The organism is Paenibacillus farraposensis (assembly GCF_020736845.1).
In the GTDB taxonomy this organism is placed as follows: Bacteria; Bacillota; Bacilli; order Paenibacillales; family Paenibacillaceae; genus Paenibacillus; species Paenibacillus farraposensis.
In genome coordinates this window covers 11,788-30,306 of sequence record NZ_JAFFQR010000041.1, presented here as the reverse complement: position 1 = coordinate 30,306, position 18,519 = coordinate 11,788, and the positions used below count along the sequence as shown (strand labels likewise).

Below are 18,519 nucleotides of genomic sequence, written 5' to 3'. Positions count from 1 at the left end.
CGGTGCAATGGTCTGCGTGCTCATACGTATCCCTGTCAGGACGAAACCGTAATTTTGGCGTTGAGATGAACCGCTGAATCTGCCTGGTCACGAAGCAAGCGCTGTGGCACCACGTCGTTGCGTACGATATCCATGTAGGTCTCCCGCCGCACCACCAGTTCGGCTTCACCGTTGTTGACAAATACAACTGCCGGACGGCATATCCGGTTATAATTACTTGCCATAGAGTAATTGTAGGCTCCAGTTGAGGCAACAGCGAGCAGGTCTCCGGTATTCGGACGAGGAAGCTCCACATCCCAAATCAGCATATCCCCGCTTTCGCAGCATTTGCCCGCAATGGATACCGTCTCTTCACTCGCATCCAGCGCCCGATTGGCCAGCATCGCTTCATACTTGGCCTGATATAACGCCGGGCGCGGATTATCCGTCATACCGCCATCCACCGAAACATATTTTCGAACCTGTGGTATATCCTTAATGCTTCCTACGGTGTACAAGGTTGTGCCTGCATCGCCCACAATACTGCGTCCCGGCTCAATCCAGATTTCTGGAAGCTCATCATACAGCCCGGAAAAATAGGTTTTCACCGCATCACCGATGGCCTGTACATAGGTGGAAATTTTCAGCGGTGTGTCCTCTTCGGTGTAACGAATGCCAAAGCCTCCACCCAGATTGATAACCTTGAAAGAAAAGTGAAGCTGCTCCTTGATCTCTCTGGAGAAGGCTGCCACCCGTTCGGCCGCCATTTGGAAGCCGTTTACTTCAAATATTTGTGAACCGATATGGGAATGCACCCCCAGCAGATTCAGATGATCCAGCCGGATCGCCTGCTCTATCGCTTGACGTGCTGTACCGTTCGCAATGTCAAAGCCGAATTTGGAATCCTCCTGGCCTGTGGCCATATATTCATGCGTATGCGCTTCAACCCCAGGTGTCACCCGCAATAAAATATTTACCTGTTGCTTCCGCTCGTAGGCAAGGGCCTGCAGCAAATGCAACTCCATCTCACTGTCGACCACAAAGCAGCCAATTTGCGCATCCAGCGCCATTTCAATTTCTTCCGGTGTTTTGTTGTTGCCGTGAAAATGGATTCGCTCTGCCGGAAATCCCGCCTGCAGCGCGGTGAACAGCTCCCCACTGGAAACAACGTCAAGCGACATTCCTTCTTCTGCTGCTAAAGCGCACATCGCCATTACACAAAACGCTTTGCTTGCATAGGCAACTTGAAACTTCAAGCCGGTTTCATGAAACGCTTCTATAAATTCCCGGCAGCGCCGGCGTACCAACTGTTCATCTACAATATAAAGCGGTGTTCCGAAGCGCTCCTTTAAAAGCATCGTATCACATCCGCCAATTTCCAAATGTCCATTGCTGTTAATTTTACTGCTTCCATGCAAGTACATGTTCTGGCGCCTCTCTTTCTGGAACAAGCTAGTCATATTCCATCGAATGTTTACACCAGTATAGCAAAAAAAACATCAAGAACAATGGATTTTTATGCAGATCATTTAGATTAATGCCCCTGTCCATTGTCTGATTCCGAATCTGTGTTGGCATCCGCATGGGGCATACGCGTATTGTCCCTCGTTTTATTAAATGACGGGCGGTTAGGTGCATCCAGTACAGGCATACGAAACAAAATGGAGCCCAGCGCCTTGGCGTTAAATGGGATGAGAGGCCACAAGTATGAAGAATTGTATGAACGATGCAGCGTCAGCATCAAAATAATCAGAGTCGTGCCCACGACAAAGCCTGGAACGTGGAAAATAGCTACAGCGATCAACAGAAATAGCCGGATCAGTCTATTGGCCAATCCCAGCTCATAGCTTGGGGTTGCGAACATGCCTATAGCGGCTACAGCCATATACAGCACGACCTCATTCACAAATAGTCCTGACTTGACCGCAATATCGCCGACCAGAACGGCTGCGATCAAACCCATTGCGGCGGCTAGCGGCGTGGGGGTATGGACAGCTGCCATTCGCATAAGATCAACCCCTAGCTCTACAATGATAAACTGGGCAATAAGCGGAAAATGGGCTTGCTTTTGAGGGCCGATAAAATCGAGAAAGGCTGGCTTTAACTCGGGATTGATAACCATAAGCAGCCATATCGGAAGCAGAAACATTGAAGCGAAAATCCCCAAAAAGCGGACCCAGCGCAAATAGCTTCCCATAAAAGCCGTTTGCCGGTTCTCCTCGGCATGCTGACACAAGTCAAAAAAAGTGGTCGGCAGAATCATCACACTGGGTGAGGTATCTACAAAAATGACGAGTCTTCCCTCCATAATATGCGAAGCAACAACATCCGGTCGCTCTGAATAGCGTACCAAGGGGTATGGATTCCATCCTTTATTGATAATGGCCTCCTCTAATTGCTTATCAGCCAGCGGAATTCCGTCCAGATTGACATTTTTAATTTTTTCGCGTACATTGTCCACCATCACTTTATCCACGATATCATCAATGTAGCCCAGGCAAATGTCCGTCCGGGTTCGTCGGCCAACCTGCATCGCTTCAAATTTAAGTCCGGGGTCCCGCAAACGACGACGAACCAAGCTTACATTTGTAAGCATCGTTTCGGTAAATCCGTCACGAGAACCACGTACCACACGCTCCAGCGATGGCTCTTCCGGATTACGCACGGGGTAATTCCGGGAATCTATGATGATGGAAAAGCGCTCGCCTTCCATAAAAAAGGCACTATAGCCTGCTAGCACCTTATTGATGACATCCGACATTTTATCCGACTTTTCCACTTGAATATGTGGGATATAATATTCAAAATAGGCTTGCAGCCCATCTGAAGACATATCGTCCGGCGTCAGATAAGTCAGTCGCTTTATCACCTCGACCATAACAACGTCCTTGGCAAAAGTGTTGAGGAACAGATATCCAATATGACGCCCGCCCAGGGTCATTTCCCTGAGCACCACATCAAAGGTCTCTCCCAGACCCAATACCATTTTAAGTGTTTCGCGATTATCCTTGATTCTTGGCGAGATATTATCCTCCATCTGCCAATAACGAATAGACTCCTCCACATTATCTGAGTGTTCACTTTCTTTTTTGTGCTTAAGCTGGTCAGCTTCCTGCTTCTGCTTTTGCTTCCATGGGCCCATCTCCTGCTGATCCGTATCATTTTTTCTTCCCATTGCTCCATCCAGCTGATGATGTTCCTGATGCTCTTGATCTGCGCTATGATCCATATCATTAGCCCCCTCTGCTTTCGTTGTTATCGGTTGTACACGAACCAGTCAAATAAGGAACCTGTTACCTTGCCAAGCACCATCGCCATCAGCAGGCCGAACATATACACGGTCATATGGAGCCTCTTGGCAAGTATGGGCAGGAGATTTAATACCTCGGTTAAAGCTGCAGCGAGCAAACCAATAAACATTCCGCAAAATAACCCGGGTATCCATGTAAAAAATGCAGGCAATGGCAAGCAAATATCCCAAAAATCAGCCACGGTTCCGACCACTGAGCCTAAAATCATCGCCTTTTCGTATGCACGTGACTTTTTATAGGTACGGGTGAGCTGTGCCAGTCTCGGCATGATGTCGAGCACAATAAAAAAAGCGATCACGCCGCTCCCGACTGCCAGACCTCCTGCGATACCAAAAATAATCTGTAGCGCGTCCTGTACTAATGTCATGGTTGTTTATCCTTGGTATGCAGACGTGCCATCTTTTCATATTCCTCTGCCACAACGTACTGATCCACATTTTCCTGATACAAAAACATTTCCACCTCCAGCGGAGTCGGCTCCTCGTTCCATTTTTTTTGAAACAAGTGATTGAAGAACACAATCATGCCAAAGCCAATGCCAAGCGAGTAGGCAATTTGAAAAAGGTATGGATGCTGGTCCTTCTTTCCCGTAATCATTTCCACAATCCGTACCTGCACCTCCATCATGTTGACATCGGCGTGGAAATTCATAATCGTCAATGCAGAGCCAAAAAACAGAAGCACCCATACCAGGACAAATAGTATTTTCGATGGCTTGCGGGGCTTCTCTACCAGCTCCACCAGTACATGCGGCTTGCCCAGAGATTCAACTACGATGCCCGGAATATACTCCCTGATTTTAGCAATAATCTGCAGCATATCTACCAGGATCAGATTACCGTCCTGCTTCTGCGGCCGCATCAGAACAAGCTTAAGCAGTTCGTTTTCCCTTTCGGGATCGGACAGCAGATGAGCTACATCTCCCAAATGAACATCCTGTCCCCGGAACAGGCGTACACGGCTGCGGAGCCGCAAATAAACCATAGGAGCCACTGCAGGAGCCGGACTATGAGTCATCCGATCCCCTCCTTATCCTCGTAATTACCGATTATTATGGAGCGAAGCGAGGAAACCTATTCTTTGTCAGTCCTGTTTCCCGCGCAAAAAAGAGTATCCCATGCCATTAGAATGGCTTCGGAATACCCTTTAGACTCAGGTAAGCATATGGATTCGCAAAATCCTGACCGATTTATTGAGCAATCTGATCGCGGATTAGCTGCAAAATCTTTTTTTCCAGCCGTGATACCTGCACCTGGGAAATACCAAGTCGACTTGCGACCTCCGACTGGGTCTGATCCCGGTAATAACGCAGATATACAATTAACCGTTCCCGCTCGGTAAGTCCGTCGATGGCCTCATTGAGGGCCAGCTTGTCGAACCATCGTTCCTGCGATTCGTCGGCAATCTGGTCCATAAGCGTGATGGGGTCACCGTCATTTTCGAACACCGTTTCGTGGATCGAGGTAGGCGGCTTGTTGGCCTCCTGTGCAAAAATAACATCCTCCGGTGTCACCCCCAGCTCATCGGCGACTTCCTTAACCGTAGGCAGGCGGTTGAGCCGTTTCGATAGCTCGTCCTTCATTTTGCGGACCTTGTTCGCTGTCTCCTTCAACGAGCGGCTGACCTTGAGTGTACCGTCATCACGCAGAAACCGCTGAATCTCACCGATAATCATCGGCACCGCATAGGTCGAAAATTTGACTTCATAGCTGAGATCAAATTTATCCACCGACTTTAACAAACCGATACAACCGATTTGAAAAAGATCGTCAGGCTCATAACCCCGGTTCATAAAACGCTGCACGACAGACCAGACGAGCCGGATATTGCTATTGACCAACGTCTCACGGGCATCATTATCACCGGATTGACTTAGAGCAATGAGCCGCTTGACTTCCGCATCCTCCAAATAGCTGTGCGAGGTTTTTTTTTCTCCTGCTTCCATAGGATCAACTCCTAATTATACAAAGCTTTCTTGGATTCAATCCTCTTCTTCATCCGGACTGATGTGCCTCTGCCCGGCTCACTGACTGCTTCAAACTCATCCATAAAATTTTCCATAATGGTAAAGCCCATACCTGAGCGCTCCAATTCAGGCTTGGAAGTATACAGAGGCTGTTTGGCCAACTCCATATCCTCAATTCCCCGCCCTTTATCTTCGACAACCAGTGTAATCATGTCTGCTTCAATGCCGACTTTAATTGTTACGACACCGGACGGATCACTGTCGTACCCGTGAATAATGCTGTTGGTCACCGCTTCAGACACCACGGTTTTCAAATCACTCAGCTCATCCATCGTAGGGTCAAGCCTGGAAATAAAGGCCGCAACCGCAATGCGAGCAAATGCTTCATTTTCGGATTTGGCAGCAAATTGCAAGCTCATGAAATTGTTTCCCGTGTCTTCTCTCATGATACAACCTCCAGTTCCGACAGCGCATTTCCCTCGTTGTCATATATGGGCATAATTTTAAACAACCCTGACATATCCAGCAGTCGGTATACCGGCGGATTGACATCACAAACTGCCATTTTCCCGCCCTTTTGGTTGATCAGTTTGTACCGCCCCAATATAACACCAAGTCCGGAGCTATCCATAAACTGAAGATTTTTCAGACTGAGCACGATATGCTCACATTGTCGGCGCTGAATCGCCTCATCCATTTGCATACGGACGGTGTCCGACGTATGGTGATCTAGCTCACCGGACAGCCTTACAATCAGCACTCCTCGGTGATGCTCCATTTCAATTTGCAGGTTCATGCTCACTCACTCTCCTCCCGGTCTTGGACAAGGATTTCTACGCTGCCGCAGACGATTCCTGCCCTCCGACAAAACTAGAAGAAAACCCTGTCAAATCTACATGGAAAACAGATTCGACATCGTACGTTTTAGCAATTTCCACCATCCGGCCTTCTCAATAGCCACAGGCGATGTAATGCTAAACTCCTTTAACCGTTTACCATCCTGGTAGACGACCAGTTTGCCGACCGGCTCCCCTGCGCGTACAGGTGCTTTCAGACTTGGTGCCAGTTGAAGCTCATGACGCAGTGTTTGCTTGGTCCCGCCTTTCTTCACCAGGATACTGTACGGGCGGTCTGCCTGAATTTTCAGCTCCGGCAATACACCTTTTTCAACTTTTATACTGCCCAGCAAGTCACCCGGCTTGTAAATGGATTTCATCGTGTATTGAGAAAATGCGTAATCGAACATCGATGATACTTCATTGTTACGTATCTTTGTGTTCGGCTCGCCCAGTACAACAGCTATGACGCGTAAACCATCGCGCTTCGCAGTAGCAGAAAGACAAAATTTTGCTTCTGACGTGTAGCCTGTCTTCAGCCCGTCCGCTCCGGTATAGAAACGAACAAGCTTATTGGTATTCACCAGCCAAAAGGGCTTAGCCGAGGATTTGCGCAAATAGTCCTGATATGCTCCTGTATATTTCGTAATTTGTGGATATTTCAACAGTTCCCGGCTCATTACCGCAATATCGTGCGCAGAAGAATAATGATCTTTTACGGGTAAACCGTTGCAGTTGGCAAAATGGGTATTCTTGAGTCCTAGCTCTTGCGCCTTGCCATTCATCATCTCGACAAAAGCCTGCTCGGAGCCTGCAATTTTCTCAGCCATTGCCACAGAAGCATCGTTGCCAGAAGCCATCGCAATTCCCTTTAACATCTCGTCAACCGTCATTTCTTCTCCCGGCTCCAGAAAAATTTGCGAGCCGCCCATCGAAGATGCGTATTCGCTAGAGCGTACCTTATCGGTTAGCTTGAGTTTGCCGTTATTAATAGCTTCCATCGTTAGCAGCATCGTCATAATTTTGGTGATGCTCGCTGGAGGAAGCTTTTCACGACTGTTTTTTTCATAGATAACGGTGCCCGTATCTGCATCCATCAGGATTGCTGAGAGAGCCTCAGGAGCCAGCTGCGCCGTAGTACCCTCCTTGGGCTTGCTTTCAGGCTTGCTTTCTTCGGCCCAGCCGCAGACGGGGACAGCAGTCAAGGCCACGAGACAAGCCAGAATGAACGCCACCACTTTTTTCTTCACAATCGGTTCCCTCCTCAACATATTGGCGGAAAACACCGGAGCCCGTATTTTTGCTCCTCCGGTCTATTCGCGTGCTGCTATCCATTGTCGTCAGAATGGAAGAAAAATATTCCAAGGATTTCTCATGTTCCTGAAAAACAAATCTTTTTATTATTGTACAAGATGATACATATTGTATAATATAGATACATAACGTATCTAGGTGGTGAAAATGTGAAGCATATACTTACAGTCGCCGGTTTACTGGCTTTTTCAATTCCCTATGCCTGTCAGGGCCTGTCCCTCCGGGTTATCACCATTTCACTGCTTGTCTTGTTATTCAGCTATATCATGCTGCTGCCCTCACTGAAAACGGTGATCACAACTTTAGCAGACAATCCGATGCTGACTTTGCTCATGATGTACATAGCCGCCTCCTGCTTATGGGCTGAACAAGAGCAGACCTCGTCCATGCTGATGGTGCTCAAATTCCTTGCCTTCTCTGCCTTTGGCCTGTATCTCGTTACCCGCTATACTGCACAGGGCTGCATTCGCCTGCTCGTCATTACATTAAGTATATTGAGTGTACTTAATCTGCTGGCCGTTTTGCTCTTTCCCTCCTTTGCCATTCATGCAGGCGTAGAGCATACGGGATTGTGGAAAGGGATCTCCGGCCATAAAAACACACTCGGGACCCTCTCACTGTTAAGCTTCGTGTCACATGTTATATACTTTTTCAGGGGGAGACAAAAAGCTTTGCATGTAAGCTTTATCTTACTGAATGCCCTATTGCTTATTAAATGTCAATCTACTACCTCACTAGTGCTGACATTTTCGCTATTCGGATTCATCCTGTTTATATTGTTATTCAAAAGAATGCAAAGCATCGCGTTGCGGGGTTTCTTTCTTAGCACTTCCTGCCTGTTTGTGCTTTTGGGCCTGGTATTCGCCCTTACATACGGGGATGCGATTGCAGCGGAATTCGGAAAAACAACAACCTTGACCGGAAGAACCGAGATCTGGGAGGGAATCGCTGGTGCTATTCAGAGCCATTACTGGTTTGGTCACGGTTACGGCTCCTTCTGGGCAGCCCGGCCCAGTATCTATTCAGGCGGAATCCGGTTTGATCTGACAAGCAGCCATAGCGGTTTTCGCGACTTGTGGATCGACGTAGGGCTTACAGGACTCCTATTAACGGTCACGCTCGTGATCACCACGTTATTTAAACTCAGAATTGGCAAATCAGATGTGCATACATGGCTGATTGCCGTCGTCTTTTTCTTGTTCATTATATTAAACAATATAACAGACAGCCGTTTTTTGAACTCACTCTCCATCTACTGGGTTATTTTTATGATGATTGTAATAAAGGTCCAGGAGCAACATAAACTGGCCGTAGCAGAGAAACAAAATTCGCCAGCCTTGAGCGCATCCTTGATTCATTAGAGATGCTCCGTACTCCTCTGTTGGATACAAAAAAGCCCCCACAGCCTAGATCCATATATGGACCCGGATATGGGGGCTTTGAATCATTGCCGCCGCTTCGACGCAAACAGCCTTCCCTAATTACATTAGTAGATTACATTTGCGGAATAATCGCCAGTACAAGCTTCAAAAATTGCTCACGCACCTGTTCTGCCGTCTCCATCACTTCATCATGGGACAAAGGCTGGCCCAGAATGCCTGCGGCCATGTTCGTAATACAGGAGAAACCAAGCACCTCAATTCCTGCGTGACGGGCTACAATAACTTCAGACACTGTCGACATGCCCACCGCGTCTGCGCCCAGGGTGCGCAGCATAACAATTTCAGCAGGCGTTTCATAGTTCGGTCCCAGCAGCCCGGCATATACCCCTTCCTGCAAGCTGAAGCCCTGCCGGGTAGCCGTCTGTTTGGCAATTTCACGCAGACGGCGGCTGTACGCTTCCGACATATCAGGGAAACGAACGCCCAGCCCCGCATCATTTGGCCCAATCAGCGGATTTTGTCCAGTCAAATTCAAATGATCCGAGATGACCATCAAATCGCCAGCCTTGTAGGATGTATTTACGCCCCCCGCTGCATTGGTCACCAGCAGACTTTGAATACCCAGCTGCTTCATGACCCGTACAGGGAAAGCCGTAAGCTGCGGGCCATAGCCCTCGTACATGTGGAAGCGTCCTTTCATCATGACTACAGCGCGTCCTTCAATTGTACCCAGCAGCAATTCTCCCTCATGACCTTCTACCGTCGATACAGGGAAATGTGGAATTTCCTGATAAGGAATGCTGATTCCATCCTGGATCAAATCAGCCAAAATACCGAGACCTGATCCCAAAATAAGGCCAATTCCCGGCTGAATTCCGCTCTTGGCACGAATATACTCTGCTGCTTCCTGAATCATAGCCTGATTGGAAGTTGACATCAATATCTCTCCTGACTTGTACAATAGTTAATTTTGTCATAATCACAATTCTATGACAGCAAAGTGTCGCTACCTGCGTTCCATGCTTTCATGAGAAGTGCGGTTGTTGCCATGCGGGTGATGCTTTTCATATACTTCCTTCATATTTTGTCTGGCTGCCTGCACATATACCTGCGTCGTAGACAAATCGGCATGACCCAGCATTTCCTGAACGGAGCGCAAATCGGCTCCTCCCTCCAGCATATGGACCGCAAAAGAATGCCGCAATGTGCGCGGTGTGATATCCCCGCTTATGCCTGCCTCCTGACCATACTTTTTGATTATTTTCCAAAAACCCTGCCTGCTAAGGCGCTGACCAGATATATTCAAGAACAGGGCCTCCTGCTCCGACTGAGCTTCTTTATTCTGTACAGAACGCAATAACGATGGACGATGCTCGTCTATGTAAGCTTGTGCCCACTGTGACGCCTCACGGCTAATCGGCACTACGCGTTCCTTGCCCGCTTCCCCACCACAGTGAACAAAGCGCAGATCGGTGCGCACATCATGCACGTTCAGGGCAATCAGCTCGGATACGCGGATACCTGTTGCATACAGCAGCTCCAGCATCGCCTTATCCCGAACCCCTTGTAGGGTAGTCACATCCGGTGCTGCCAGCAAGCGCTCAATCTCATCCTGTGTAAGCACCGAGGGCTTCTTTTTGGCCGCTTTCGGCAGCTCCAGCAGGACAGACGGATCATGGGCTACAATCCCTTCCCGGATAAGATAATGAAAAAAGGAGCGGATAGAGGCAACGGTGCGAGAGATCGTCGCCGCAGCTCTTCCCTGTTCCTTTAAGCGTCCTAAATACAGCATCAGATGTGATCGCTGAACGTTGCTGGGCTGCTCAATGCCGCAGGCTTGCGAAAATTCGGCAAACTGCTGTACATCGCGATGATACGCTTCCAATGTGCTGAGTGACAAGCCTTTTTCCTCTTCCATATATCGAACAAAGGGTTGAATATACATTTTCATGAGTCCCAAAAGTCTCCTTGTGCTGCATACAGCGATTCAGTCGCAGCGTCTGCTTCTTCACATGCGGCCCTCATAATAAAAGGCGATTCATAAGATGACTGGCACTTAATTCAGAGGCTATTCCCCGTACCAGTAAAAGAAACGCAAACGCTCCAGCAGCGTCATTTGCTGCTCGGCTCCCTCGGGCAGTGCCTGTCCGCCAAATACCTTGACTGCATGTCCCTCCGGAATCCGATAGTGATCCGCCGGTGTTATCCAGTCTGTAAACAATCTGAAGCTATAAAAGAACATACAAGCCAAAGCCCCGAACAATATGACCAAACGCACCCATCTCAGTCCTTTTCGCAACGATATCACCATGTGAATCAGCCGCCTTTTCCCAGAATATAGCCTTGATAAGGCTCTCTAAGGCAAAGATATGACAAGCTATTCCTTTTTATACCGCTTGATCCATCTATCACATTGCGGAACGAAAGAGTCCGAATCCCAAAAAGGCCTGAACCAAAAAAGCCCCTCCGAACGCGTCTTCGTCGGTGAGAGCTTGGGTTGTCAGCTTATTAATCCTGAGATTTGTTCTTCTTGGTTTTGCCCGAAGTTTTTTGAGCAGTTGTATCATTCTTCGCCTTACAACGATAGCAAATACCGTGAAAGTCCAAACGATGATCCACTACGGTAAAATTATATTCCCGCTCCAGACGCTCTTCCAACGGCCCAAGCCAATCTTCCAGTATTTCATCCACACTGCCGCACTGCACACATATCAAATGGTGGTGGTGATGTTTGGCCGTATCGCCGCGCAAATCATAACGTGCTACGCCATCACCAAAATTAATTTTCTCCACGACATGCAGTTCACTTAGCAGTTCTAGGGTACGATATACGGTTGCCAGACCGATTTCGGGAGCTTTCTCTTTAACGAGCATAAATACATCTTCCGCACTCAGATGATCATCTTCGTTCTCAAGTAAAACTCTAACGGTGGCTTCCCGCTGAGGCGTTAGTTTATAGCCCTGGGATTGCAGTTGCTGTTTAATTTTTTCGATCCGTGCTTCCATGTGTCTCCCTCCCCCTGCAAAGCTACTGCCTACTGCACTTTTTTCACTCCTATTATTATATGGGGTCTATACAAATAAAGTCAAACATTTTGAAACAGGTTAAGATGGTACGGACGCCGTCAGCATAGGAGTGACCCATTGCATCATGATTGGAGTAATCCAGGTTTCAAAGGACGCACTGCCGACGAGAAGCAGCAGCATCACAGCAGTCAGCCCTGCGTAAGAGAGCAACGGGTGCAGCATTCCCTCAGACGGGCGGGTAGCCAGTATCTTCGTTTTGATCATATGAATAGAAAAAGTCATAGCCGCCACACTGCACACGAGCAGCACCGGAATCACGAGCAGGTTATGAGGAGCAACCGAGACCAGAGCAAATAGCAGCCCTTTCCATGAATATTGCCCTACCATATAGCCCACGGAAAAACCGATCAGCACACCCTTGAGAAAGTTCAGCACGAGAATACCAGGTAGACCTATGACTGAAAGACCGCACACCCAGATTAAACCGATCCATTTCAAATACAGAGATACGCTATCCCAAAAGGCCGAGGCCGCCTGCGGATCAGCAAAGCCCTGCCCGTTTTGATTGACCGTCGCAAAAAAATCCTTCAGATAACGCGACAAATCCTGTAACTGCTCCAGCGAGAGCGCATTCACCATCAGTGCGCCAAAAATGACTCCCACCAGAAACAGCACAGCCAAAAAAACATAATACGGCGTTTGGTCCTTTAACGTATGACGAAACCACTGCATCGGCGTCCTGCCCCTTTCATCTGCTTGTTTGTCCAAAAAACAACCGTAATCCGGCGGCTGAATGGCTGGGATAGAGGCAGCAAAGCGAGTTGCAAAAAATGTGCCAAGCCAGCGGCATAGTTATATTATGGTTATGAACAAACGGATGCTGATATGACTTTTGGCAGGACATGACTCTACCGGGACTTGGCTATCTTGCCGTATGTCCCGCCACCACCAGACACGAGCGAGAGGCGTCCTGCCCGGGACAAAATAATTTGCTCCGCCAATACATCTCCGACGACGGTCGCCAGTTCTTCCTGATTGGCCTTATGCAAAATGTTCATTTCAGTTCCAAACGCGGCCAGCAGTTGGTTCAACTTGGCTTTGCCCAAACCGGGGATAAACTCCAGCGGAATCTGATACATGTATGGCGGGCGATGTGTGGGAATTACCGGCTGATCACGGTCGGCAATACTCCAAATTCGGTCCAGCACGCCCCGCACCAGCTTGGAATGACCACACTCAGGACAGCGTTCATCCGCGATCTGCTGCTCGTCAATAATCGTGCCGCAGCTTTGACAATAAGAACGGTGATATTTGCCCAGCCTCGGATTTAATCCATAGTTGGCACTCACCCGCCGTCCTTCCCGCCGTTCCAGAGCCATTCTGAATTCTTCAAAGCACGGTTGCAGCAGCGATAATTTGTTGTATTCCCGTCCAATTTTCCCAAGCGAATGGGCATCGGAATTGGTAAGAAAGCTGAATCGATCCAGCTCGGATATCATTCCGGCCATAGCTGAATCTGCGCTTAGCCCCAGCTCCACCCCACTGATGAGCTCCATATCGAGCAGCTCTTCCATACGGTCTGCGGAGCTGCCGTAAATGCCCTTATGAGGGGTAAATACATGCGCAGGTACCATAATGCCTCCACGGCCGTATATTTGCTGCTGTAATTCGCGTGGTGGTGCGTAGATACGTTGTGAGCTGAGATTGACATTTTTCATATGTCGGGCCAGCCATTGTGTAAAGTCCTCCGTCACCGCCAGATTAGGGAAATAGGCCAATACGTGCGCTTCGGGACGGCCTTCGGTTCGAATCTCCAGCTCCGTGCCTAGCAGAACCACTGTGTCACGATATGCTATGCCGCCGCCGCCGATTTCCGTCATTTCTCCTGTGTGCAAATAGTTTCGAATATCCTCCTGTACATTTGGTGCATGGCAGTCAATAATCCCGATCAGCCCAATGCCCTTGCGACTGGAGGCTTCCCTGGCTATATTAGCGAAGGTCAGATCGCGGCTGCCGCTGATTTTGACCGGACTCCCCTTCTCCGTTCTGCCAATATGAATATGAAGGTCAGCAAAATAATCCGTCAGTTCTACTACATTTCCGTTCATATCCCTTAAAAACTCCCTGTATGTTGTTGAAGCTGCCATGCATAGACAGCCAAAATCGTTTTGGCATCACTAATCCGCCCTTCAGAAATGAGCGCCTGCGCTTCTTCCAGCGTCACCTCAAACAGCTCCAGAAATTCATCCTCATCTGGCTCCATTTCACCATGCTCCAGCTCTTCGGCCACATATAGATGAATCATTTCATTCGCAAAGCCAGGCGAAGTATAAAAGGAGTGCAGCAGCTTTAACGACTTGGCGTTATAACCCGTCTCTTCTCTCAGCTCGCGTCTCGCCGCTTCCATCGGGTCTTCGCCTCGCTCTAGCTTGCCTGCCGGGATTTCCACCTCACAGCGCCCCATGGCCTGTCTGTACTGGTCCACAACCAGCATTTTACCCTCATGCAGTGCCAACACAGCTACCGCACCTGGATGCTTGACAATTTCACGCTTTCCGGTGGAGCCGTCGGGAAGCCTTACCGTGTCGACCTGTAGCGTAATGACCTTTCCTTCAAAAATCGGCTGCGTGGACAGCGTCTTTTCCTCCAGCGCAGGATTCGAATAAGGCTTGCGCTGCAAGCCGCTCGTTTGCTGGTTCACTTGGTCGTTCATCACATTGGTCTCCTTCTCTTTATCTATCTTTCGTTATCCATTATCGCTAACGATAGTCTAACTTGTCCACTTTGGACATATGCTGGTGATATAACAAACTTTCTGTTATAAGGAGATGCCGAGATGAAAAGCTACTGCACCAGAACCACCCTCCATATCGTCGGTAAAGCCTGGCAGATTCAAGCTCTCTTGCGTCAATGGCAAAAGGAACACGGCCCCTCAACCCCTATTGCTTCGCTAGCTGTTCCAAAAAAAGTTCAGGTCTAAAAAACAAGAACACTTTGCCTGTCTTTAGCCTGAACCTTTTTATGAATAGCATACAAACCTTATTTGGCTGTCTCCTGAATCAAGGCTAGCACGACTTCGGCAATCTTTACCAGATCATCAGCCTTGATTTTTTCCTCTGTTGTATGAATATTTTGGTAGCCTACAGCCAAATTCACCGTTGGAACCCCCAGTCCGTTAAATACATTGGCATCCGAACCGCCTCCGGAATGGAAAGTTGACGTTGGCAGGCCCAGCCCTTGAATCGCCCGCTGCGCAAGCTGTACAACCTCATCCTGCTCCGTATAGCGGAATGCTGGATAGATGACCTCACTGTGGAACTCGCCCTGTGCGCCGAATTCACGGGCAGTCGTTTCCAGTGCTTCACGCATGTGCTGGATCTGCTGGTTAACCTTCTCCTGCACGATACTGCGTGCCTCTGCGCGGATCAGTACAAAGTCACATACAATATTCGTTGCCCCGCCGCCTTCGAAGCTGCCGATATTTGCAGTCGTTTCTTTATCAATTCGGCCCAGTTTCATGTTGGAAATCGCTTTGGATGCAACTTGAATGGCACTAATGCCATCTTCAGGGTTTACTCCCGCATGCGCAGATTTCCCTGTGATTTTCATTTCAATCCGTGCCTGCGTCGGTGCAGCTATACAAATGGAGCCCACTTCACCATTGGAATCCAAAGCATACCCGAAATCCGCATCCAGCAGCTCCGGCTTCATCGCCCGCGCACCCATCAGACCGGATTCCTCGCCAGCCGTTATGACAAACTGAATTTGACCATGGGAAATATTCTGCTCACGTACAACACGAATCGCCTCAAACAAAGCGGCAATCCCTGCCTTGTCGTCCGATCCCAGAATGGTGGTGCCATCACTGCGAATCCAGCCATCTTCACCCAGTTGCGGCTTAATGCCTTTTCCCGGGGTGACCGTATCCATGTGACAGGTAAAAAACAATTTGGGGGCTTTCTCTGCGCCTTCCGCTTTCCAGGTGACGATCAGATTGCCTGAGCCATGTCCGGTTCTTTCACGGGAATCGTCTTCTGTTACTTCCAGTCCAAGCGCATTAAACTTTTCTTTCAACACGCGTGCTATTTCCTGCTCATATTTCGTTTCGCTATCCACCTGTACCAGTTCCATAAATTCCTGTATAATCCGGTCCCTCACTATTTTTGCACTCATAAAACTTCCCTCTCTTTCCCGATTACGCTACAATACGAATAAACAGTCTTATCTAAGACTTAAACCTTTACTAAAAGGAGTTACACATGTCGAACAAAAAATGGATCCGTTTTTTCGTTTACGTTATGCTTGCTGCTATGGTCGGCTCTACGGTGTTCATGGTCATCGAGCCGTTCATTATGCCGCTTTAATGGACAACAGTTACGCCCATAGTAACCGGTCGTCTCATAGCTCTATAGATGCGATGAATGAACAAGCAAACAGGCGGGCCTTCGTGTAGTATCACGCAATAGCCCGCCCTGCGATTATAGATCGGAATGAGCTTGCCATTCCGCAGCAAACGAAAATTGCTGTTCAAAGTACGTCACAATTTCCTTCGCAATCTGCTCCACCGAAAAAGTCTGCTGTGTGCAGTCCTCCAATGAAGTTACACCGTATTCCTGAATACCGCATGGGACAATACCTTTAAAACCCTCATGTTGAATTCCTGATTTGATATTAAAGGCGAAGCCATGACTGGTTACAAAGCCCCGACGGTGCTTGCACTTGTTGAATTTTACTCCAATGGCCGCAATCTTAAGATTCCCGACCCATACCCCTGTGTATTCAGGTTTACGACTCCCCTCAATCCCATGAGCTGCCAGCAGCTGAATGATTACTTCTTCCAGACTCCGAAGGTAACCGTGCAAATTCAGTGCCTCCTGGCTTCCAAGCACAAGTAGAGGGTATCCAACTAACTGCCCCGGTCCATGATATGTAATATCTCCTCCACGGTCAATCTGAAAGACGCGAATTCCCTGAGCCTCCAGTTCCTCGGGTGTGAGAAGCAAATGCTCGGGATGACGCTGGGAACCAATCGTGTAAGTCGGCGGATGCTGTAGAAGCATAAGCGTTTCCCTCGCTTCTCCAGCGTCCAGCTTCTTTACAATCTCCTTCTGAACATCCCATGCATGAGCGTATTCCATCCTATTTATATAAGTTACATCAAGCGGTCGCCTGTTCACGGCCTGTCACTTCCTCTCCGTCCATTTACCCAACTGTTCGGATGACCCGGCAGTTTGGAAAATTAGTACAGCTTCGTATCCAAGGTATAACTTTCCAGATTTTCTTTGACCCGTTGCAGGAATCGTCCGCAAATGACACCATCCAAAATGCGATGATCCAGCGACAAGCACAAGTTAGCCATCGAGCGAACCGCAATCATATCATCAATAACCACCGGTTTTTTGACGATGGATTCAAAGGTAAGAATTGCCGCCTGCGGATAGTTGATTACCGGATAAGACAGGATTGAACCAAAGGAGCCCGTGTTATTAACGGTGAACGTTCCACCCTGCATATCGTCCAGCTTGAGCGTTCCCTCCCGTGTTTTACGTGCCAAATCTTCGATTTCACGTGCCAGTCCCGCAATATTTTTCTGATCCGCTTTTTTGATAACAGGGGTGAGGACTGAATCCTCCGTACCTACAGCCAGCGAAATGTTGATATCTCTTTTGATGATGATTTTGTCCACGGCCCATACCGAGTTCATGATCGGATATTCCTTGATCGCGTTTACGACTGCTTTCATGAGGAAAGCGAGGTACGTAATGTTGATTCCTTCTTTTTGCTTGAATTCGTTTTTGATCTTGTTGCGGAGCACCACCAGATTGGTCACATCCACCTCAATCATCGTCCAGGCATGGGGGATTTCCGAAACACTTTGCCGCATATTGCGGGCAATCGCACTCCGGATAGGGGTCACATCAATAAAATACTCTGATCTGTTATGGCTGTCGCCCTCAATCTCGATCGTAGGAACCTTTGGCGTATCCGTTAAATGGATGCCGCTGTTGCGCACCGGAATAGCAGGGTCCATATGTTGAATCGGTACACTATGCTGAGCGGCAGACGGCTGCATTCCCGTAAAAGGAGAGCCTTGTCCGTGCATGGTTCCGCTTGGCTGTTCTGAGGCTCTAGCTCGGGCAGAGCCTGCCTGTTTTACATAATTCAGCACATCTTTGCGGGTAATTCGTCCGCCCATACCGGTGCCTGGTACGCGGCTTAAGTCCACATTGTGTTCAGCAGCCAGCGTTTGTACCGCTGGAGAAAACCGTCCCCGCATCGTTTGATCGGAAGCTGCCCCCTGCTGGGATTGTGCGTTTGCATTGCCTTGGACTGCCGGAGTAGCAGAAGTTGCTGATGCCGCTGGTACAGCCGACTGGGTCTGGATACGGCAAATCAATTCACCTACCGCTACCGTCTGACCTTCTTCTGCCAACAGATCACCCATAATTCCGTCCAAGGTGGATGGGATTTCCGCGTTCACTTTATCTGTAATGACCTCGCAAATCGGTTCAAATTGTTCCACCGTGTCACCGGGTTGTTTCAGCCATTTGGCGATGGTCGCGGATACGAGCGATTCTGCCAATTGAGGCATGACCACGTCGTTCCATTGTGTTTGGTCTGGCATTTTTTCAACTCCTTAACATCATAGAAGGGCGCGGTTTGCCGCTGCCCTCACTATACTTTTTGGAATGCTTTCTTCCAAT

General features: G+C 48.6%; 21 protein-coding genes. 3 read left to right on the top strand and 18 right to left on the bottom strand.

Annotated elements, in window-relative coordinates; all coding sequences use genetic code 11:
- Positions 1 to 35: 35 nt before the first annotated feature.
- From lysA to JO375_RS06975, 8 genes are all read right to left on the bottom strand, one after another.
- On the bottom strand, positions 36 to 1,403 hold the full coding sequence (gene lysA, locus JO375_RS07010) for a diaminopimelate decarboxylase (RefSeq protein WP_229523777.1): 1,368 nt from the start codon (positions 1,401 to 1,403) through the stop codon (positions 36 to 38).
- A gap of 110 nt (positions 1,404 to 1,513) precedes the next feature.
- Positions 1,514 to 3,208, bottom strand: a complete 1,695-nt coding sequence (locus JO375_RS07005) for a spore germination protein (protein ID WP_229523776.1) — start codon at positions 3,206 to 3,208, stop codon at positions 1,514 to 1,516.
- Positions 3,209 to 3,234: 26 nt separating this feature from the next.
- Positions 3,235 to 3,657 carry a stage V sporulation protein AB gene (locus tag JO375_RS07000; protein ID WP_229523775.1) on the bottom strand — a complete coding sequence of 141 codons (423 nt, stop codon included), beginning with the start codon at positions 3,655 to 3,657 and terminating at the stop codon, positions 3,235 to 3,237.
- Positions 3,654 to 4,307, bottom strand: a complete 654-nt coding sequence (locus JO375_RS06995) for a stage V sporulation protein AA (RefSeq protein WP_229523774.1) — start codon at positions 4,305 to 4,307, stop codon at positions 3,654 to 3,656. Before JO375_RS06995 ends, JO375_RS07000 begins: the two co-directional genes overlap by 4 nt.
- 172 nt (positions 4,308 to 4,479) lie before the next feature.
- Positions 4,480 to 5,235: an RNA polymerase sporulation sigma factor SigF gene (gene sigF, locus JO375_RS06990; protein WP_229523773.1), complete on the bottom strand. Its 756-nt coding sequence runs from the start codon at positions 5,233 to 5,235 to the stop codon at positions 4,480 to 4,482.
- Positions 5,236 to 5,246: 11 nt separating this feature from the next.
- Entirely contained in the window at positions 5,247 to 5,702 is a 456-nt protein-coding gene (gene spoIIAB / locus JO375_RS06985; RefSeq protein ID WP_229523772.1) for an anti-sigma F factor, read from the bottom strand.
- Entirely contained in the window at positions 5,699 to 6,052 is a 354-nt protein-coding gene (spoIIAA, locus tag JO375_RS06980; protein ID WP_229523816.1) for an anti-sigma F factor antagonist, read from the bottom strand. The genes spoIIAB and spoIIAA overlap by 4 nt, the downstream gene beginning before the upstream one ends.
- Positions 6,053 to 6,148: 96 nt before the next feature.
- Positions 6,149 to 7,342: a D-alanyl-D-alanine carboxypeptidase family protein gene (locus JO375_RS06975; RefSeq protein WP_229523771.1), complete on the bottom strand. Its 1,194-nt coding sequence runs from the start codon at positions 7,340 to 7,342 to the stop codon at positions 6,149 to 6,151.
- Between the two features lie 213 nt (positions 7,343 to 7,555).
- On the opposite strand from JO375_RS06975, the gene JO375_RS06970 reads away from it, so the two are divergent.
- Complete coding sequence (locus tag JO375_RS06970; RefSeq protein WP_229523770.1) at positions 7,556 to 8,767, top strand: O-antigen ligase family protein; 1,212 nt, start codon at positions 7,556 to 7,558, stop codon at positions 8,765 to 8,767.
- A 133-nt stretch (positions 8,768 to 8,900) separates the two neighbouring features.
- Here JO375_RS06970 and JO375_RS06965 read toward each other — a convergent pair whose 3' ends face one another.
- The 7 genes from JO375_RS06965 to JO375_RS06935 all read right to left on the bottom strand — a co-directional run bounded on the left by JO375_RS06965 (position 8,901) and on the right by JO375_RS06935 (position 14,528).
- A complete protein-coding gene (locus tag JO375_RS06965; RefSeq protein ID WP_229523769.1) occupies positions 8,901 to 9,725 on the bottom strand; it encodes a purine-nucleoside phosphorylase in 825 nt (274 codons plus the stop codon).
- A gap of 69 nt (positions 9,726 to 9,794) precedes the next feature.
- Entirely contained in the window at positions 9,795 to 10,739 is a 945-nt protein-coding gene (gene xerD, locus JO375_RS06960) for a site-specific tyrosine recombinase XerD (RefSeq protein WP_229523768.1), read from the bottom strand.
- A gap of 117 nt (positions 10,740 to 10,856) precedes the next feature.
- A complete protein-coding gene (locus tag JO375_RS06955) occupies positions 10,857 to 11,099 on the bottom strand; it encodes a YqzK family protein (RefSeq protein ID WP_229523767.1) in 243 nt (80 codons plus the stop codon).
- Positions 11,100 to 11,296: 197 nt separating this feature from the next.
- Positions 11,297 to 11,794, bottom strand: a complete 498-nt coding sequence (gene fur / locus JO375_RS06950; protein WP_229523766.1) for a ferric iron uptake transcriptional regulator — start codon at positions 11,792 to 11,794, stop codon at positions 11,297 to 11,299.
- Positions 11,795 to 11,893: 99 nt separating this feature from the next.
- A complete protein-coding gene (spoIIM, locus tag JO375_RS06945; RefSeq protein WP_229523765.1) occupies positions 11,894 to 12,547 on the bottom strand; it encodes a stage II sporulation protein M in 654 nt (217 codons plus the stop codon).
- A 176-nt stretch (positions 12,548 to 12,723) separates the two neighbouring features.
- Complete coding sequence (locus tag JO375_RS06940) at positions 12,724 to 13,923, bottom strand: endonuclease Q family protein (RefSeq protein WP_229523764.1); 1,200 nt, start codon at positions 13,921 to 13,923, stop codon at positions 12,724 to 12,726.
- Between the two features lie 5 nt (positions 13,924 to 13,928).
- The gene (locus JO375_RS06935; RefSeq protein WP_229523763.1) at positions 13,929 to 14,528 is read right to left on the bottom strand and encodes an NUDIX domain-containing protein; all 600 of its coding nucleotides are present in this window, start codon (positions 14,526 to 14,528) and stop codon (positions 13,929 to 13,931) included.
- A gap of 156 nt (positions 14,529 to 14,684) precedes the next feature.
- Here JO375_RS06935 and mciZ point away from each other — a divergent pair, with 156 nt between their 5' ends.
- Positions 14,685 to 14,795: a Z-ring formation inhibitor MciZ gene (mciZ, locus tag JO375_RS24960; RefSeq protein ID WP_377570511.1), complete on the top strand. Its 111-nt coding sequence runs from the start codon at positions 14,685 to 14,687 to the stop codon at positions 14,793 to 14,795.
- 59 nt (positions 14,796 to 14,854) lie between these two features.
- Here mciZ and JO375_RS06930 read toward each other — a convergent pair whose 3' ends face one another.
- On the bottom strand, positions 14,855 to 15,988 hold the full coding sequence (locus JO375_RS06930; protein WP_229523762.1) for a tripeptidase T: 1,134 nt from the start codon (positions 15,986 to 15,988) through the stop codon (positions 14,855 to 14,857).
- A gap of 86 nt (positions 15,989 to 16,074) precedes the next feature.
- On the opposite strand from JO375_RS06930, the gene prli42 reads away from it, so the two are divergent.
- Positions 16,075 to 16,179: a stressosome-associated protein Prli42 gene (gene prli42 / locus JO375_RS06925; protein ID WP_229523761.1), complete on the top strand. Its 105-nt coding sequence runs from the start codon at positions 16,075 to 16,077 to the stop codon at positions 16,177 to 16,179.
- Positions 16,180 to 16,293: 114 nt separating this feature from the next.
- Here prli42 and lipB read toward each other — a convergent pair whose 3' ends face one another.
- Both lipB and JO375_RS06915 read right to left on the bottom strand, forming a co-directional pair.
- A complete protein-coding gene (lipB, locus tag JO375_RS06920) occupies positions 16,294 to 16,992 on the bottom strand; it encodes a lipoyl(octanoyl) transferase LipB (protein WP_229523760.1) in 699 nt (232 codons plus the stop codon).
- 62 nt (positions 16,993 to 17,054) lie between these two features.
- A complete protein-coding gene (locus tag JO375_RS06915) occupies positions 17,055 to 18,440 on the bottom strand; it encodes a dihydrolipoamide acetyltransferase family protein (protein ID WP_229523759.1) in 1,386 nt (461 codons plus the stop codon).
- Between the last annotated feature and the right edge of the window lie 79 nt (positions 18,441 to 18,519).

Bases quoted from the DNA above. Each gene is read 5' to 3' on its own strand.
- lysA (WP_229523777.1), bottom strand. From the start codon at position 1,403: ATGTACTTGCATGGAAGCAGTAAAATTAACAGCAATGGACATTTGGAA.
- JO375_RS07005 (WP_229523776.1), bottom strand. From the start codon at position 3,208: ATGGATCATAGCGCAGATCAAGAGCATCAGGAACATCATCAGCTGGAT.
- JO375_RS07000 (WP_229523775.1), bottom strand. From the start codon at position 3,657: ATGACATTAGTACAGGACGCGCTACAGATTATTTTTGGTATCGCAGGA.
- JO375_RS06995 (WP_229523774.1), bottom strand. From the start codon at position 4,307: ATGACTCATAGTCCGGCTCCTGCAGTGGCTCCTATGGTTTATTTGCGG.
- sigF (WP_229523773.1), bottom strand. From the start codon at position 5,235: ATGGAAGCAGGAGAAAAAAAAACCTCGCACAGCTATTTGGAGGATGCG.
- spoIIAB (WP_229523772.1), bottom strand. From the start codon at position 5,702: ATGAGAGAAGACACGGGAAACAATTTCATGAGCTTGCAATTTGCTGCC.
- spoIIAA (WP_229523816.1), bottom strand. From the start codon at position 6,052: ATGAACCTGCAAATTGAAATGGAGCATCACCGAGGAGTGCTGATTGTA.
- JO375_RS06965 (WP_229523769.1), bottom strand. From the start codon at position 9,725: ATGTCAACTTCCAATCAGGCTATGATTCAGGAAGCAGCAGAGTATATT.
- xerD (WP_229523768.1), bottom strand. From the start codon at position 10,739: ATGAAAATGTATATTCAACCCTTTGTTCGATATATGGAAGAGGAAAAA.
- JO375_RS06955 (WP_229523767.1), bottom strand. From the start codon at position 11,099: ATGGTGATATCGTTGCGAAAAGGACTGAGATGGGTGCGTTTGGTCATA.
- fur (WP_229523766.1), bottom strand. From the start codon at position 11,794: ATGGAAGCACGGATCGAAAAAATTAAACAGCAACTGCAATCCCAGGGC.
- spoIIM (WP_229523765.1), bottom strand. From the start codon at position 12,547: ATGCAGTGGTTTCGTCATACGTTAAAGGACCAAACGCCGTATTATGTT.
- JO375_RS06940 (WP_229523764.1), bottom strand. From the start codon at position 13,923: ATGAACGGAAATGTAGTAGAACTGACGGATTATTTTGCTGACCTTCAT.
- JO375_RS06935 (WP_229523763.1), bottom strand. From the start codon at position 14,528: ATGAACGACCAAGTGAACCAGCAAACGAGCGGCTTGCAGCGCAAGCCT.
- JO375_RS06930 (WP_229523762.1), bottom strand. From the start codon at position 15,988: ATGAGTGCAAAAATAGTGAGGGACCGGATTATACAGGAATTTATGGAA.
- prli42 (WP_229523761.1), top strand. From the start codon at position 16,075: ATGTCGAACAAAAAATGGATCCGTTTTTTCGTTTACGTTATGCTTGCT.
- JO375_RS06915 (WP_229523759.1), bottom strand. From the start codon at position 18,440: ATGCCAGACCAAACACAATGGAACGACGTGGTCATGCCTCAATTGGCA.